This is a genomic window from Cytobacillus solani (genome assembly GCF_001420595.1).
Taxonomy (GTDB): Bacteria; Bacillota; Bacilli; order Bacillales; family Cytobacillaceae; genus Cytobacillus; species Cytobacillus solani.
Window position 1 is genome coordinate 2,296,735 of the sequence record NZ_LJIX01000006.1, and the last position, 15,914, is coordinate 2,312,648.

General features: G+C 34.6%; 11 protein-coding genes and 2 pseudogenes. 7 read left to right on the forward strand and 6 right to left on the reverse strand.

From position 1 onward, the window contains the following. Positions 1-114: 114 nt before the first annotated feature. From AN957_RS27390 to AN957_RS13345, 7 genes and pseudogenes are all read left to right on the forward strand, one after another. Positions 115-512 (forward strand): annotated as a pseudogene (locus AN957_RS27390) (prolipoprotein diacylglyceryl transferase family protein); the annotation flags it as partial. Between the two features lie 225 nt (positions 513-737). Beyond that, complete coding sequence (locus AN957_RS13325; protein WP_053475977.1) at positions 738-1,358, forward strand: YdhK family protein; 621 nt, start codon at positions 738-740, stop codon at positions 1,356-1,358. Positions 1,359-1,639: 281 nt separating this feature from the next. Beyond that, entirely contained in the window at positions 1,640-2,662 is a 1,023-nt protein-coding gene (gene spoIIP, locus AN957_RS13330) for a stage II sporulation protein P (RefSeq protein WP_053475978.1), read from the forward strand. A gap of 418 nt (positions 2,663-3,080) precedes the next feature. Continuing rightward, the gene (locus AN957_RS13335; RefSeq protein WP_056684591.1) at positions 3,081-3,458 is read left to right on the forward strand and encodes a hypothetical protein; all 378 of its coding nucleotides are present in this window, start codon (positions 3,081-3,083) and stop codon (positions 3,456-3,458) included. A gap of 35 nt (positions 3,459-3,493) precedes the next feature. Further along, a pseudogene (locus AN957_RS29185) lies at positions 3,494-3,745 on the forward strand (DUF5694 domain-containing protein); the annotation flags it as partial. 125 nt (positions 3,746-3,870) lie between these two features. After that, positions 3,871-5,265 carry a M48 family metallopeptidase gene (locus AN957_RS13340; protein ID WP_056684594.1) on the forward strand — a complete coding sequence of 465 codons (1,395 nt, stop codon included), beginning with the start codon at positions 3,871-3,873 and terminating at the stop codon, positions 5,263-5,265. 509 nt (positions 5,266-5,774) lie between these two features. After that, on the forward strand, positions 5,775-6,509 hold the full coding sequence (locus tag AN957_RS13345; protein WP_053475982.1) for a polysaccharide deacetylase family protein: 735 nt from the start codon (positions 5,775-5,777) through the stop codon (positions 6,507-6,509). A 1,531-nt stretch (positions 6,510-8,040) separates the two neighbouring features. On the opposite strand, the gene AN957_RS13350 is transcribed toward AN957_RS13345, so the two are convergent. The 6 genes from AN957_RS13350 to dpaL form a co-directional block, all read right to left on the reverse strand. Further along, complete coding sequence (locus tag AN957_RS13350) at positions 8,041-8,241, reverse strand: cold-shock protein (RefSeq protein ID WP_053474558.1); 201 nt, start codon at positions 8,239-8,241, stop codon at positions 8,041-8,043. A gap of 390 nt (positions 8,242-8,631) precedes the next feature. After that, positions 8,632-10,095 carry a pyridoxal phosphate-dependent decarboxylase family protein gene (locus AN957_RS13355; protein ID WP_056684597.1) on the reverse strand — a complete coding sequence of 488 codons (1,464 nt, stop codon included), beginning with the start codon at positions 10,093-10,095 and terminating at the stop codon, positions 8,632-8,634. Positions 10,096-11,100: 1,005 nt separating this feature from the next. Then, positions 11,101-12,354, reverse strand: a complete 1,254-nt coding sequence (locus AN957_RS13360; protein ID WP_056684599.1) for an MFS transporter — start codon at positions 12,352-12,354, stop codon at positions 11,101-11,103. A 23-nt stretch (positions 12,355-12,377) separates the two neighbouring features. After that, positions 12,378-12,965 carry a winged helix-turn-helix domain-containing protein gene (locus AN957_RS13365; protein ID WP_053475986.1) on the reverse strand — a complete coding sequence of 196 codons (588 nt, stop codon included), beginning with the start codon at positions 12,963-12,965 and terminating at the stop codon, positions 12,378-12,380. 429 nt (positions 12,966-13,394) lie between these two features. Then, the gene (locus tag AN957_RS13370) at positions 13,395-14,558 is read right to left on the reverse strand and encodes a M20 aminoacylase family protein (protein WP_053475987.1); all 1,164 of its coding nucleotides are present in this window, start codon (positions 14,556-14,558) and stop codon (positions 13,395-13,397) included. Between the two features lie 107 nt (positions 14,559-14,665). Continuing rightward, the gene (gene dpaL, locus AN957_RS13375) at positions 14,666-15,892 is read right to left on the reverse strand and encodes a diaminopropionate ammonia-lyase (protein ID WP_053475988.1); all 1,227 of its coding nucleotides are present in this window, start codon (positions 15,890-15,892) and stop codon (positions 14,666-14,668) included. Positions 15,893-15,914 lie beyond the last annotated feature (22 nt).

Sequence of the window (15,914 nt, forward strand, 5' to 3'; positions counted from 1 at the left end):
ACGGCTTTGTGTTTAGAGGAAACGCATTAAGAGTGTTTTACAAGCCTACCTACTAATCATTTTTGTACAAATTTTCCGTATACGTATTGTAATCTATATTAAAGTAGTTCCAAAAAGAGCTTAATTGCAGATCTATTATTGTGGGAAAATCCGTAATCGATTATTAGCGCAAGAATTTACTATGTGCTGTTTAAATGGAACTATTTCTCCCAAAACCCTAGTGAAATTATCCCAATCAGGAGAGGTGGAATTGATATTCACGGCGTTTTAATTGGAAGAATATTAACTACAATCATTTTTGCTAAAAAGAAGGGTGTTTCATTTTGCAATTAGCGGATATAACAGCACCTAGTACTATTCGTAGGCAAGTCATTGGCCGATGGGGAAACTTTATAAATCAGGAAGCAAACGGAACAAAGGTAACGAGATCCTTTTTAGAAAATCTTAATTTACCAGAATACATCATCAATCAAATGTACAAAGAATGAGTAGACTATTATCCAACCTTCTTGTAAGAATCACTTTGGAATTTAATGGGTTTTCTTCTCTTCCTAGTAGTAAGAAGAAATAGAGATTTCAACTAAAGAGGGGGGAAAGGGGACAAAGAAGAATATTTTATTGATAAAAGGGAATACAGATAAAGCGATCCATATTAATTAGTTTTTTGAAACTGCTGCAGAACTTCTGCACATTTTTTTGTTATGTTACTACTAAATACTGAAGGAGGAGTTATATAAATGTTGATTAAAAAAATTAAAAAGCCAGTGTTAATTTCACTATTAGCAAGCATTTTCTTAGTGTTAGGAGCCTGCTCTAATGGAACGGATGATGGCAAAGAGAATAATGAAGAGAAGAACTCTACAGCCAGTGAAGAAAATAAAGAAGGTTCAGAGGAAATGGAAGGAATGGATCATAACAATATGGACATGTCCAGCTCAGGTGCAGTACCTGAAGGTTTGAAAGTTGCCGAAGATCCAACTTATAAAGTTGGAAGTAAAGCGATAATCAATTCTGATCATATGGAAGGTATGAAGGGAGCTGAAGCAACCATTGTAGGAGCCTTTGATACTACTGCATATGCCATTTCTTATGACCCAACTACAGGCGGAGAAAGAGTGAAGAATCATAAGTGGGTGATTCATGAGGAAATTCCAGATGCTGGTGACCAACCATTAGATCCAGGATCCGAATTTACTATTGATGCTTCTCATATGGAGGGGATGGATGGTGCTAAAGCAGTAATTGATACTGCTGAAAAAACTACTGTGTATATGGTTGATTTCACAACAACTACCAGTGATATTGAAGTGAAAAATCATAAATGGGTAACAGAAAGTGAATTATCACCGATTGAATAATATAAGCACAATTCTTTGGGTTTAAAAATCATTAGAAAATTAAGATAACCATTTCTAATAAGTATTGCCCATTGGTTGATATTCTTATTAAATGAAAAAAATGGTCATTTTTTGGCCATTTTTTTATGGGTTTTAATTAATCTTATTATCATACCTTTGATGGTGATATCTCTCTATTATAAAGATTGCATGTTAATATAAATGGAAATAGTTTTTACATTAATAAAGTTTAATTTAATCCGATAAAAAAAGAGTCAAAATAATGTACTTGAGGGAGTAAAGTGAGAAATTTTAACATAAGGACAATAAAAGTATTACTAGCAATTTCGATTATCCTATTTTTTTGTTTACTAGCGCTTATTATTTTTCAATATGGAAAGGTGCTCGATGTCAACAAAGAAAAACATGTAATAGAGGATAAGAGCAAGGAAAAAAAGGAAATGGAAAATACAAATGACAGTAATAATACAAAATCAATTTCAAAAAATAAGGCAGCTATACCAAACAATAATATTGAAGATGAAAAACAGTCAAATGAAATATTACCAGACAAATCAGCGCTTCAAAAAGATGCTGCACTAGATCAAACAAAAATTGATGCATTTAATGAAAATTCTTTAAGAATGCCTAAGATTAATACTGAAAAATATCATAGTACATTTGGTCGTAAGGTTGCTTTTATATATTTTTCTCATAATCGTGAATCTTTTTTGCCCTATTTTAAAGATGGAACAACTCCCAATAAAGCTTATCACTCAAAGTTAAATGTATCACTTATAGGTAAAAGATTAGGAAAATCATTGAAACGTAATGGTATATGGAATATGGTTAATGATGTGGATGTAATAAAAATGCTGAATAAACGAAATCTAAATTTTGGTAGTTCCTATCAAATGTCTAGAGAGATTGTTTTAAATGAAATGAGAATAAATCGCGACTTAGAAATGACGTTTGATATTCACCGCGATGCATTACCAAGAAATTTATCTACAGTAAATATAAACGGGAATTCATTTGCTAAGATTTCATTTGTAATTGGAAGTGCACATGACAATTACAAGGAGAATATTAAATTTACGAAAGGTATTAACGAAGTAATTGAAAAAAATTATCCAGGTCTTTCAAGAGGAGTCATCATAAAAGATAAGAAACAAGGGAATGGCGTGTATAATCAGGATTTATTAGCTAATAGTGTAATTATTGAAGTAGGTGGGATAGAGAATAATTTAGAAGAACTTTATCGAACTGCAGATGTACTAGGTATTGCTATTAGTCAATATTACTGGGGAAACTTACATAAGTAACATATTTTTTAATTTATTTTAAAAACACCCGCGGCTGAGCTATCTTAAGCCGCGGGTTTCATAATTTTTTAATATAATTCGAGAGAAAGATTTCAATTTAAAACTTTATTATTTTATTTAATCTTTTTTTGATTGTTATTCTTAAATACTACAAAAAGCATGTAGATTCATTAGAGAGTGTCTCGAAAATTTTTCTAATGCGTCCCCCACAATTAGCTACACCAAAAGAAGATATGTTGCCTTTTTAATAGAGGCAAGGGAAAGAGGAGTAGAACATATTGTTTTTGTTTCTTTGCTTTACAATGACTAAACTAGGGCACGATTATTTAAAAATGATTGCGTCTATTTCAAATTTATGTCCATTTAATGGAATTACCTCAAAATTATTTCGTCTGTTACTCATGAAGGGGGTATCAGAGTGAATTTTTCAAAAGACTTGCTTCGACTTAGTATTTTATTGATTTTTTTGGTTGGTTGTAATAATGACTACATAAGTAGTTCCATCAGTAATCCAACTCCAAAAGAATATCTAAAGTACGGCAATGCTGATATTTTTCTACTTGATGGGTATGTGTTTTCAAATGCACAAGATGTTGAATGGGTAAAAGAATTGAAATATGAATTAGGCGAGCAGGTAGGCGAAATAACAAAGCAAGCAAATAAGGCATCCAAATTTGAAAGCGGAACAGCGAATAAATTGCCCATTGGAACAAAGATATTTAAAACAGATACACCAGCATATATCGCAATTGTTAATGGAGAAGAGATACCATATTTAAAAATGGTTGAAGGCTAGTACCTTATTCAACCACTAGGGGCTTATCTTCAAATGAAATCCGCCAAATTGGATTTCAAGTAGCAAAAAAATGCAATCTTGATAAAGTTTATGCAGTAGATTGGAATGATCATTTAGATGGTATTCCCGATTTTGAAAAATTGGCAGAGGATAATCAATCAGATATTTTCGATGAGGTTGTAAAAATAGGACAAGAAATGACCATCCAACCTGAAGAATATTATCAACACCACTCGTTAAAAGAATATTTACTTTGGCATAATGATCATCTTCACTTACTTTTATGAAATCCCTCCTGAATTTTTGACTTTCAGGAGGGACTTTTATTGAAAAATGGGAAAATGAGGATTAGTGACAAACCTTTTCAAACCAAATATAATTTCCTTAGTTTACAAAAGGAGAACAGATAACTTTGAATACACAAGAAATATTGCCTAAAGATTTGATTTACCATAAAGAGAAAATTTATTTTTGGATTGTTTGTCTAATTAGTGTCATTTCTTACATCTTTTTCTGTTTGTCTATTATCGGATTGCCTATTATTTTGGTATTATTCTTGCTGTCTTTTTTGCTGCATGGAATGGCAATCGGACGAATTCGGACGAATGCAGTCAAGCTGTCCATCGCCCAATTTCCAGAAATTTATTCTAAAGTAGAAGAGCTATGCCGGAAAATGGAACTCAAAAGGGTTCCGGATGTGTATGTTATGCAGTCAGGTGGGGTGCTGAATGCTTTTGCAACCCGCTTTTTTGGAAAGAATATGGTCATCGTTTATTCGGAGATATTTGATTTGATTGAAAATGAATTGGGGGATGAGCTTTATTTTATCCTGGCACATGAGCTGGCACATATTAAACGAAACCATATTGGAAAGATGGCGTTTATCCTGCCTTCCATGTGGATACCTGGTGTAGCAGAGACCTACTTGCGTGCCTGTGAATACACTTGTGACCGATATGCGGCTTACTATAGCGGCAATTTGCCATCATCAAAAAATAGCTTGATGATGCTAGCCATCGGAAAAAAACTATTTTATCGGACTAACCAGTCGGAGTATATAAAGCAAATCAATCATGAAAAAGGATTCTTTATCTGGCTGAGCGAATTTATCTCGACGCATCCACCACTTCCTAAACGGATTCATGCTCTCCAGACGTATTTTAAGGAGACGGATTCTCCCATTATTCTTCCGAAAAGCAATAATTGGGTATATGGTTTCATTGCTTTAATCGGATTCGGAATGTTTTTTGGCGGTCTTTATTATGGACTGAGTGCCATGAATCCCTTTACTCCTTTTGAGGAGTTTGAGGATGAATCTGTAGAAGTAGTATCCGACACCCCCCCAATTATCCAAGCTGTCATCAATAGAGATCAGGAAATGGCAGAGAAATTGGCCAAAGCTCATGAAGACATTGATCTCGAGGACTATAACGGTTACACAGCAATGGATTGGGCTATAAAAGCAGGGGATAGTGAAATGGTAAAAATCCTGCTTGAAAACGGTGCAAATCCAAATAATGAATCAGGTTATATGATGACACCACTGATGACAGCTGCTACAAAAGGACGGGCAGACATCATTAAAACTCTTCATTCAGCGGGAGCAGAGGTTAATTTCCAAGATTCAGAGAGCAGCATGACCGCATTAATGTATGCAGCACAAGGGGAAAGTGAAGAGACAATTAAAGTTTTGCTTCAGCTAGGGGCAGATCCAAATCTTATGGACTACTCAAATATGACCGCATATATGTATGCAATTGAAATGGGTCATGAGAATATTGCAAAATTATTAGAACCTAGAAGATGAATGCCCAATTATGAATGAATCCTTGGAATAAAGGTTGCTATAGTAACTTAATCTACTTTTATAAAAGAGCGAATAGAACAAGCGTGTTTTGAAAAAAGGATTGATCAAAACACGCTTGTACTGTTTTGGATTGAATCATCCTTTAAAATACCTAAACTATAATTTTTCTGGAGCGGCATAAATTTCTTTTTAAAATTGCATTTGAAGAAATTCTGTAATATTAAATAAATCAATAGATTCCTTATCAAATTCCCAGTTTCCCAGTACCATTTCAGCTAAATTCGTATATTGAAGATTCTGGAATTTTATTGGAAGTTTATCATCAAGTCTCGCCAATTTGCTCTTCAATATAAAACTTGCAATAAAAATTAGCATGTTATTTGGGATTATCAAAGTCACAATTGATCAATGGTAGATGGAATGTAATATTGGAGAAATCATAATAGTCCTATGTTTTTGAGGAACAATATATTGGAAAATAATAAAAAGGATAAAAAGCGAGGTGTTTTATGAAAAAGGTTGCAATGTTTTTCCTATGTCTTCTTATATTATATCTTCCATCACAAGCTTTTGCTCAACGTAAAATACCTATTTTAATATATCATTCGATTGACGAATTTAAAGGGCAGGGTTCTAAGGAGTTATATGTAACACCAAAGAGTTTCGAGAAACAAATGATTTATCTAAGAGACCATGGCTACACATTATTAACTTTTGATCGATGGCAAGACATTTATAAAGTAAACAAACCCATTTTCATTACCTTTGATGATGGGTATAAAAACAATTTGAATGCATTTGGTATCTTTCAAAAACTGAAAAACGAACGTTTTAAACCAACTGGTACCATTTTTATTATTTCTGACTTTATCGGTCGCTCCAACCGATTATCGAAATCGGATTTAAAAATGATGGCTGATTCGGGGATTATCTCAATTCAATCTCATACTGCTACACATCCTGATTTGACGAAAATAAAAAATTATGAATATGAACTGAAAGGGTCCAAAGAAAAAATTCAAAAAATAACGGGCAAACCAGTTAATGCTCTTGCGTATCCATACGGAAATTTTAGTAACAAGGTCGTAGCAGAAACGAAGAAATACTTTATGTTTGGACTTACGACAACTCCTGAACTATTTTCTGAGAAGGGCATAAAAGACGAATTCTATCTTTTACCACGGATCTATATCAAGTATTCAACTACTCTTGATGACTTTGCAAAGATCGTTAACGGAGAATGAAGACGGTTACTATAAAAAAGAAGGGGATCAAACAACTGATTTAAAACCTGAAATTAAACTGTACAAGTATATGAGCTTAAAGCAGTTTATGTCATTTGTTGAGCAAAAGAAGTTATTTAACGAAAGTAAAGAATGGGGAAGATACTTGGGAAGCCCCAGAAAGTAGTTTTCCGACTATGAGTTTTAAGAAAAATTGAATACTATGGTAATGATAGTATGATGTTCCTGAAAAAATGTACTTAAACAATCGAAGTAGGATAATTTTATAAAAAATATATTAAAAAAGGGGGAAATGACTAACGTTGTTTTTAGAAGAAGAGATTTATGGTATGTTGAATTGGGGATTTGGAATTGTAATGGCAACACAATTAATTTTTTTTTGTTGTTCTTTGGATGAATCGTAAATTTGATATACTTTCATTTGTTTACCTTAAAATTTACTTAGTCTTATTCACATTTGCAGGATATAACCTATTGATATCAATAAATACGTTTGAATATCCAACGGGCATGGGTTCAGAAAAGGCTTCATTTAATATAGCAATCGCAGGTATCTTATGGACTTTTAGTATTTTGTTTTTATTACTAAGCATATTTCGACTTGTAAGAACCCGAAAGTAGTTTCTTCTCCAACAAACCAATAAGTAACACTGCAGAAGGATTTTATGCAGTGTTACTTATATAACTTGATAAATAGAATATGAAATGAAAGGTAATTTTATAATAATCTGAGTTTTATTTAGTGATATTGGGTAATTATGGAAATTCAAATCTGAAGAAAATAGAGGAATTAATGTATACAACTTTGCTTCAAAATATGGTATGTACACAAATTTCGTTCACACGATGTAATTTATGTATACAGGTTTGATTCACAATAACAGACAGAAAACATTGACCTGTATAGATTATTTATCAAAAATTTACTTATGTATACAACTTGGGTTCCAATATGTATACAACTTTGTTTCAACGTACAATTCCATATGAAAAACATGTAGTTCATGAATTTTTTTAGTTCGTCTCACTATCTTAAGTATACTTTGAAATTGAGACAGAGAGTGTTATTCGAAATTCAACTTCCTATAATATATATTATGTAAACTAGAAAAATGAAATAAAAAAACAGGACAACCTGATACGTCTCCTCTTGTTTGGAGACAATCCTTTTTTCTAACTTATAATATTTAATTCCTTCTTCAACAATCGCGCCCTATAATGGAATAACTAGAACATGATCTTAATCTTAATCTTAATTGTAGAAGGAAAAATATCCATAAAAATGTTAAATTAGCGATTACTGCTACAGTGTGCTATACTTAGTCTACCATTTGTACTATTACTGATTGTGTTTCATGATTGTTGCACATGCCCTATTCATTTATTGAATAGGGCTTTCATTTTGTTGATAAAGTCTCTTGTTCTGTATATTATCTTAAATTGGCAATCCTACTGTCCCTAAATACAGATAAAAGCAATTTAAGCAAATAAAAAAACAGACCCTTCATTTAGGGTCTGTTATCTGCTATTTTTAAGCTTTTTGAACGTTTGTAGCTTGTGGGCCACGCTGTCCTTGTTCAACTTCAAACGTTACACTTTGACCTTCGTCTAAAGATTTGAAACCTTCGCTTTGGATTGCTGAGAAATGTACGAATACGTCTTCTCCTGCTTCACGCTCGATGAATCCAAAACCTTTTTCTGCATTAAACCACTTAACTTTACCTTGTTCCATAATTGTTGCCTCCTCGTGTGGATCTCCACACATTGTGTTACTATCCTTGCTCAAATACCTTAGACGAAAAACAAAATCTATTCTCAATCTGAAAAAAGAACAAAAATAATTCTTCTTAAGAATAACAGACATATCATGAAATAGCAAATAGTATATCTCTCATTTCTGATGAAGGTATTTCTTTATCAAATGTTAATGTTATTGAAGAAAATGGTCCGATACAAAAGAACACCTTCTTCAAGAATGGAGCCCTTTTCTTGAAGAAACAAAAATTTTTTTGTGGTAATGCTGAAGAATAGAACAGGTTTCAAAAAAACAATGGACTATTCTATGTCGTGACATGACTATTGGAACAGCCCATTGATGTTATAATGTCTTCCAAGGCTAAATTCAGCTCAGACCGTTCGGATGTCTCTTCAAATATTCTGCTCTTGCTCCATTTAACAACTCCATCAATACCATAATATCTTCCTCAGTTGAATCGTAGTTCGTAATGCAAGCTCGCAGTACTGGAACCTTGTTTATTTCGTATACTGAAATCCATGCCTGCCCTGAACGTAATATCTCTTGACATATAAATGATGCGAAATTCGATTGGATCTTTGATTGAATATTGAAATCAGTAAAGCATACAACAGGCAATATGGTATCATTGACAACCTTCCAGTTAGAGCATGCAAGCTCCCTGCGTAACCGATTGCCCATCTCTGTCTGGTGCTGCACCATGCTGCGATAGCCTTCCCAACCAGCAGTTACAAGTGATAAATACACTTTCAAACCGATAAACCTTCGCGACCATTGAATCGAATGGGTGAACGGATCAATTACATCCAGATCAACCCCTTCTTTCGGCATATAATCTGCCGTGATGCTGAAAGTTCTATGTAAGATGTCCTTATGCCGTGTAATATAAATTCCCGCCCCCATCGGGACAGACATCCACTTGTGCGCATCGAAGGTAATGGAGTCAGCTCGGTCAATACCATGAAGTAGATCAAGCATTTCTGGTGCAAACACGGAGGCTCCACCGTACGCAGCATCCACATGCAGCCACAGTTGCTCACGTTCAGCCAAGTTTGCGATTTCATTAATGGGATCAATCGCTCCGGCGCCGGTCGTTCCACCCGTCGCAATGATGAGAAAAGGAGTGTATCCAGCAGCGCGATCCACTTGAATCTGATGATGAAGCGCAGGAACATCTATATGCATTTCAGAGTCCGTCGTAATAATACGAAGGGAATCTGTACCTAGTCCGCAGGAACGCGCTGCCTTTACCAGAGAATGGTGGCTTTCAGCAGAAGCGTACATGACAGGATGCGTGGGGAGTGACCTCAGCCCTTCTTTGGCATAAGATGGGAAATAATGCACTAGTGCGGTCAGTACGGCCGTCAAATTTGCTTCCGCTCCCCCCGTTGTAAATGTCCCATCTGCTGCCTCTGCTGAATAACCGAATTTTGAAGCTATCTCTTTCAATACATAGTTCTCTATTTCGACCGCTACAGGCGCATGGCTCCAGGCTGCAAGCTGCGGATTGAATGCTGCAGTAATCGTATCCGCCATAATTCCCATGAAGTTGGGCCGCGGATTATACAGACCGAAATATCGCGGGTGTGGCGTATGTACCTGGTATTGCCTTAACCCCTCCAAGATATGATAAATCGCCTCGCGTGCGCTGACGGGATGCTCAAAAGATATTCTACGTACATATTCTGCAACCTCATCCACACTGAGTTCAGGTGAAACACGAACCCCGCGTATGTGCGTCATATAATCATTGATTTGCTCCAACAGGTAGGTTCCAATGTGCATGCGTTCATCCGTATCAAGATTAAGAATTGAATTATGCTTCAGCATGTGGAAAATGCATCTCCCTTCATTTTGTAAAAATTCCATTGCTAATTCAGATTATACATTAGCAGAACTCGGGTGGTATGCATCTTCGAATAAAACCGCAATATTTCGAAACAATCTCTCTCCACTTGGCGATGCTGTTGGCGCTCGCCAGCGACGGCAGCCGAAATGAATAATAACACCACCGAAATAGTTCAAGAATGCTTATTATACTTATCGTTATATTGAATGCTACACAAAAAAATGACATTTTATTGGCAGGCAAAAGAATCCCCTCGTTCACTTATTAAACTCTTCTTCCCTATAGTATAATTGTAATCTTTTACAAAAATCACACTAGCATTACCTTATTTATTCGATTCTTCTTGGGATTCTTCCTCCATTAAATGGCCCGTTTGTTGAACAAATGTAAAACATGTTCCTCAACTATGCTGCTGCGATAATTTAATAAAAAGGTGATCCTTCATATTTGAAGAATCACCACTCTTTATATATCTCTTTAAAAATTTCTAAATTTCAAACTTATGATTGATTAAATTAGGAGCAACCTTGTAGTTTTCGTAGCTAGGTCATACTTAATTGTCTATAAAAAGTAAAAGGGAACAAATCATGGGTCATATTTGAGTTGTTTAATATTAATAATTTTACATTTAATAATCAATGTTTCAAATGACTTTAGGTCACGACTTAGTTGTCTGAGAACAGATATATACTATCTGTTCTTTAAATAGCTGTTTTTATTAAAGTTTTTTCCACGTTCCTCCCCCTTTTTATCTTTTTCTTTACTTTACCACAAAAATCCATTTTATTATTGTGCTAACCTGCCCCTTTAGTGAAAAAGCGACTGTTCTTGTTGAACAATCGCCCCCGTTAGTTGAATAAGAAAAGCTACCAACTCGCTATTTAAAGAAAGAGTTATTATCTTTTATAACAAGTTTTAACTTATAAATTTTTTCTTTATAGGTCCCATTATTATCAAGTATATTCCTTTACTTATGTCTTCAAAAATCAATTAACTTCTTTTATTACTTTTGAATTCAGAGTAAATATTAAGGAAATGACCACGATTAAGATTCCACATAAAAGCATAATGTTTGAGATTGTTAGGTTCAATACAAGAGCCAATGAAACGAAAGCGTAGGAGAGTGGAACAAGTCCATTAGACGAGGCATTAATAAGGCTCATCACTCTTCCCATTTTTTCTTCATCACTTTGCTCTTGAATAGTTGAGATGAGTGAAACATTAATAATAGATGAAAGCACACCCATCATTAAAAGCAAGACAATACCTTGCCAAAGAAATCCGATTTGACCAAGTAGGGAAAGAAGAATTCCGAGGAAAGTTATCATCACTAGAATAATCAATCCCCTTTTCTTTCTTAAGTTAAGTATCCCGACAATTATTGCCCCAACGAGCATCCCTCCTTGGTAAGAACTCTGTAAGAAGCTTAAATCTAAAGCCGCTCCATGAATCACTTTATCGACTATGAGAGGTATGCCCATAAGTAGAGGACCAAAAAAGAAAAAGTTTATTATAACTAGAATAAAGAGCATATTTTTTAGAAAGGGCATCCTCCAAACATAGGTTAATCCTTCTTTTAATTTCTCTTTTGTCGAACCCTTTTTTTGTGTAATTGTATTTACATCTTCTTCTTTTATTAAAAACGAGAAAATGAAAGTCATAGTCAAGAAGATAGCGATGATTGAAAACAAAAGGCTAAAAGATCCAACAGTAAGCACCCATCCACCAATCATTGGTCCAGAAAACATAGCAATTTGATTTGAACTCTGTATAAATGAATTTGATCGTGTAAGTACATCCTTTGAAACAAGGGATGGAAGTAGGGATGTGTTAGCCGGAGAAAAGAATGCATCTAGAACACCAAACAATAATGCGAAGCAAATAAGCGGCCATAATTCGAGAATACTCATTTGAAGAAAAAAGATCATAACCACAATCAATATACATCTTACTAGGCTTGAAACAAGCATGATTTGAGACCTTTTATAACGGTCAGCCCACACCCCGCCAATACTCATAAAGATTACACGTGGAATCATAGTCACCATCATTACAATCCCCAGAGCACTTTCTTTATTTAGAATGGTTATGATATACCATTGCTCTGCAAACAAATAAGTAGACAACGCTAAAAAAGATGTTGTACTCGATAGCCATAAAAAAACAAATGCCCTATTTTTGAACAAACTTGAAGCAACAACGTCATTCTTCTTTTCTATTAACGCTTGATCTCTACTCAATAGAATTTCCTCCCTCTAAATCATTACTTGTTTTTAAAAAGAGGCTCTTCGATTTGAAAAGCAGTGGTCATTAAATAGTAATTTTGCTTCTCTATATCAGTATCTTTTTCTTCAAGTTTTTCTAAGAGCTCTCTATATTTACTCGTAAATTCCAAAAATTTTTCTTTACTTACTTTAAATTCTTTTTGAATAGAAAGTTTTGGCCACTCTTCTACATTTGATGAATTTAGTTCGAAGGATTTATCAGGAGCTGTTAACACTCTTGTTTTAGCACGATCTATCACTTCTAAGTATGATTGTCTAGTAGCGTCTTTTGATTCCACATAATTTAATAAATGATCCGCCGGAATGAACCCCCTTGCTACAGCTTGATAAAACTTTAATATATTTCCTCCTCGTTCTTCTTTTCTTACGAGCTGAATGATTTTGTGTTTCTCCAGTTCACGAAGATGATAAAGAATTTTTGCTCTAGATAAGTTAAGCTCTTGAGCAAGCATTTGGCCTGTATGGGGCTGTTCGACCAAAAAAATCAACATTTTAGTACGTAAGGGATCACTAATAACCTTTAACTGTTCATAACTTTCAATAATGAATATGGATTTTTGTTGCACTACGCATTCTCCTTTTTAACCGGTTAATATTTATTAACTATAGTTCAAAATTAAAAAAATGTAAATAAAAATAATCCATTTTGAGAACAAAATGGATCATCTTCCTAGTTTACAATTTCCATAAAAAGTTTGATTATGCCCTCTTAAACTAACCTCCCTCGTTACTTCAAAAAGAAAAACAGCATCCCTTTTTTAAAGGAATGCACCCGTTAGTTCATTAAGAAAAGCGATTCTTATTAAAGAATCGCGAGCTTTTATTGAATTAAATATACTGTGTTTGAGTAGGCTAATAAATAGAGATTTCCTTGAAATAATTAATATCACACTCCTACTGAAATCGCTTTCACAAAATTGTTAAGCAAAGTCTCAGAAAAATTATTCTAAGACCCTAAATAAATACCGTTCCAAACATACCTGGCATCTAAAATTTTATTTTGGCAGGCGTTCTTTAATTAACTCTGCAAAATATTCCGCTCCAATTGTTAGTATCTTATCATTATAGTCATAGCGTGAGTTATGAAGTGGAACATTGCCTATTCCTTCAGAATCATCACCATTTCCTATAAATACAAAACACCCAGGAATATTCTGTAAAAACGTACCAAAATCTTCAGAAGCCATCCACTGTTGACAATTTCCATCCACATTATTTTCACCAACAACATTTCGGGCTGCTCTTACCGCAATATCAACACACTTTTCCGAGTTAACCGTTGGTGCGAATTCATGGGTATATTCAAATTGACATTCTGCCCCATTTATTTTACAAATTCCCTCACTAATCGTTTGCATCCTTTCTTCTAGCAACTTTGATACCTCTTGAGTATAACTTCTAGTATCCCCTTTAATCAGTACATTCGTAGGAATCGCATTGTGAATCCCATCTGTAATAAATTCAGTACATGAAATCACAGCAGGAACACTTGGGTCCATATTACGGGATATAATGGTCTGCAAAGCAAGGACAATTTCAGACGCAATAACGATTGGATCTTTCCCCATATGAGGACTTGAAGCATGTGAGCCTTGCCCCTTAATACGGATCACAAAGTTATCCTCACTTCCCATAATTCCACCCACACGAGTTGAAATTGAACCTGCAGGCATACCTGGCCTATTGTGCATTCCATAAATCTCATCCATTGGGAAACGTTCAAAAAGTCCATCTTTTATCATCGCAGAAGCGCCTTTACCAGGTTCCTCTGCAGGTTGAAAAATAAATCTAACTGTTCCGCTAAAATTTTTACGCTCTGTTAATAACTTGGCTGCCCCCAATACTGTGGCCATATGTCCATCATGACCACACGCATGCATTTTGCCCGGATTCTGGGAGGTGTATGGATGTTGCCCCACCTCTGTTAAGTTAATAGCATCTATATCTGATCGAATACCGATAATACCTTCCCCATCGCCCACTGTAAGATTAGCAACGATTCCAGTACCACCAATATTTCTGTGAACCTCTAATCCCATATCTTTTAGTACTTTAGCAAGAAATTCAGAAGTATTTTTTTCTTCAAAAGCGCTTTCAGGATGCGAATGAAGATAATGCCTCCACTCAGTAAGCTGTTTTTCAAAATTTTCGTTACTCATATTAATCTCAATCCCTCATAAATTACTTTTGATTAATTTTTCATGGAAAGGGGTGCAACATGCTAAGGCGAGACATGTCAGAAGCAGCCCTCTCCTTAAAAAATTTATTATACAGATGGATATGCACCATCCCATACTACTTTTCTATAATTATCTGGATCAGTGTCACCTTCTGTGCTGATAATAAGTATTTTTGAGTCTTTATTTAAATTTAAAATTTCAGCTATTTCTTTTAAACCGTTTTCATCTAAAATTAGGCTCAAAATACCCAGACCTACTGCACCAGATTCTCCAGATATAACTTTAGGATCTCCTTTTAATGGATGACCAAGTATTCTCATTGCTCTTGCTGCTACATAATCTGGACAGGATATATACATATCTGAATATTCTCTTAAAATTTTCCAACCAACAGTGCTAGGCTCTCCACAAGCAAGTCCTGCCATTATAGTTGGCATAAAACCTGTTACTGCATGAGGCTTTCTATCATTTGCTTTAGCAGATTTATATATACATGCTGCATCATTTGGCTCAACGATAACAGTTGTTGGTCTATCTTTGCCAAATTTGGAGGCTAAATATCCTTGTACAGTTCCTGCAAAAGAACCAACACCTGCTTGAAGGAATACATGAGTAGGCATATCTTTTCCATTAGCCTTAATCTGGTCAAATGCTTCATCAACAAGTGTTACATATCCCTGCATAATCCATGTTGGAATTTTTTCATAACCTTCCCAAGCACTATCCTGTATCAATACTCCATTATATTCATCTGCATATTTACTAGCTAATCTGACAGCATCATCATAGTTTAAATCAGTTATAGAAGCTTCTGCTCCTTCTTTTCTAATATTGTTTAATCTTATTTCCGAAGACCCTTTTGGCATAAATACTACTGATTTTTGTCCCAGATGGTTTGCAGCCCAGGCAATTCCTCTTCCATGATTTCCATCAGTTGCTGTTACAAAAGTAATATCTCCAAGTTTCTCTTTTACTTCTTTACTTCTTAGTTTTTCAAAAGAAAGCTCTGAAATATCGACGTTTAATTTTTCTGCTAGATATTTACCAACGGCATAGGAACCACCTAATACTTTAAAAGCATTAAGTCCAAATCTATAAGATTCATCTTTCACCCATATATTGCTAACTCCTAATTGTTTAGACAACTGATCTAAGCTGTGAAGTGGAGTTACTCTATATTCTGGAAAACTTTTATGAAAAATTCTTACCTTTTCAACTACTTCACTATTAATAAATTCTACAGATGCTTTCTCTGTATCTGTTTTTCTAGCATTTTCATTTACAATATATTTAATTTCTGTTAAATCTCTCATTTTTACACCTCCTAAATAAAGC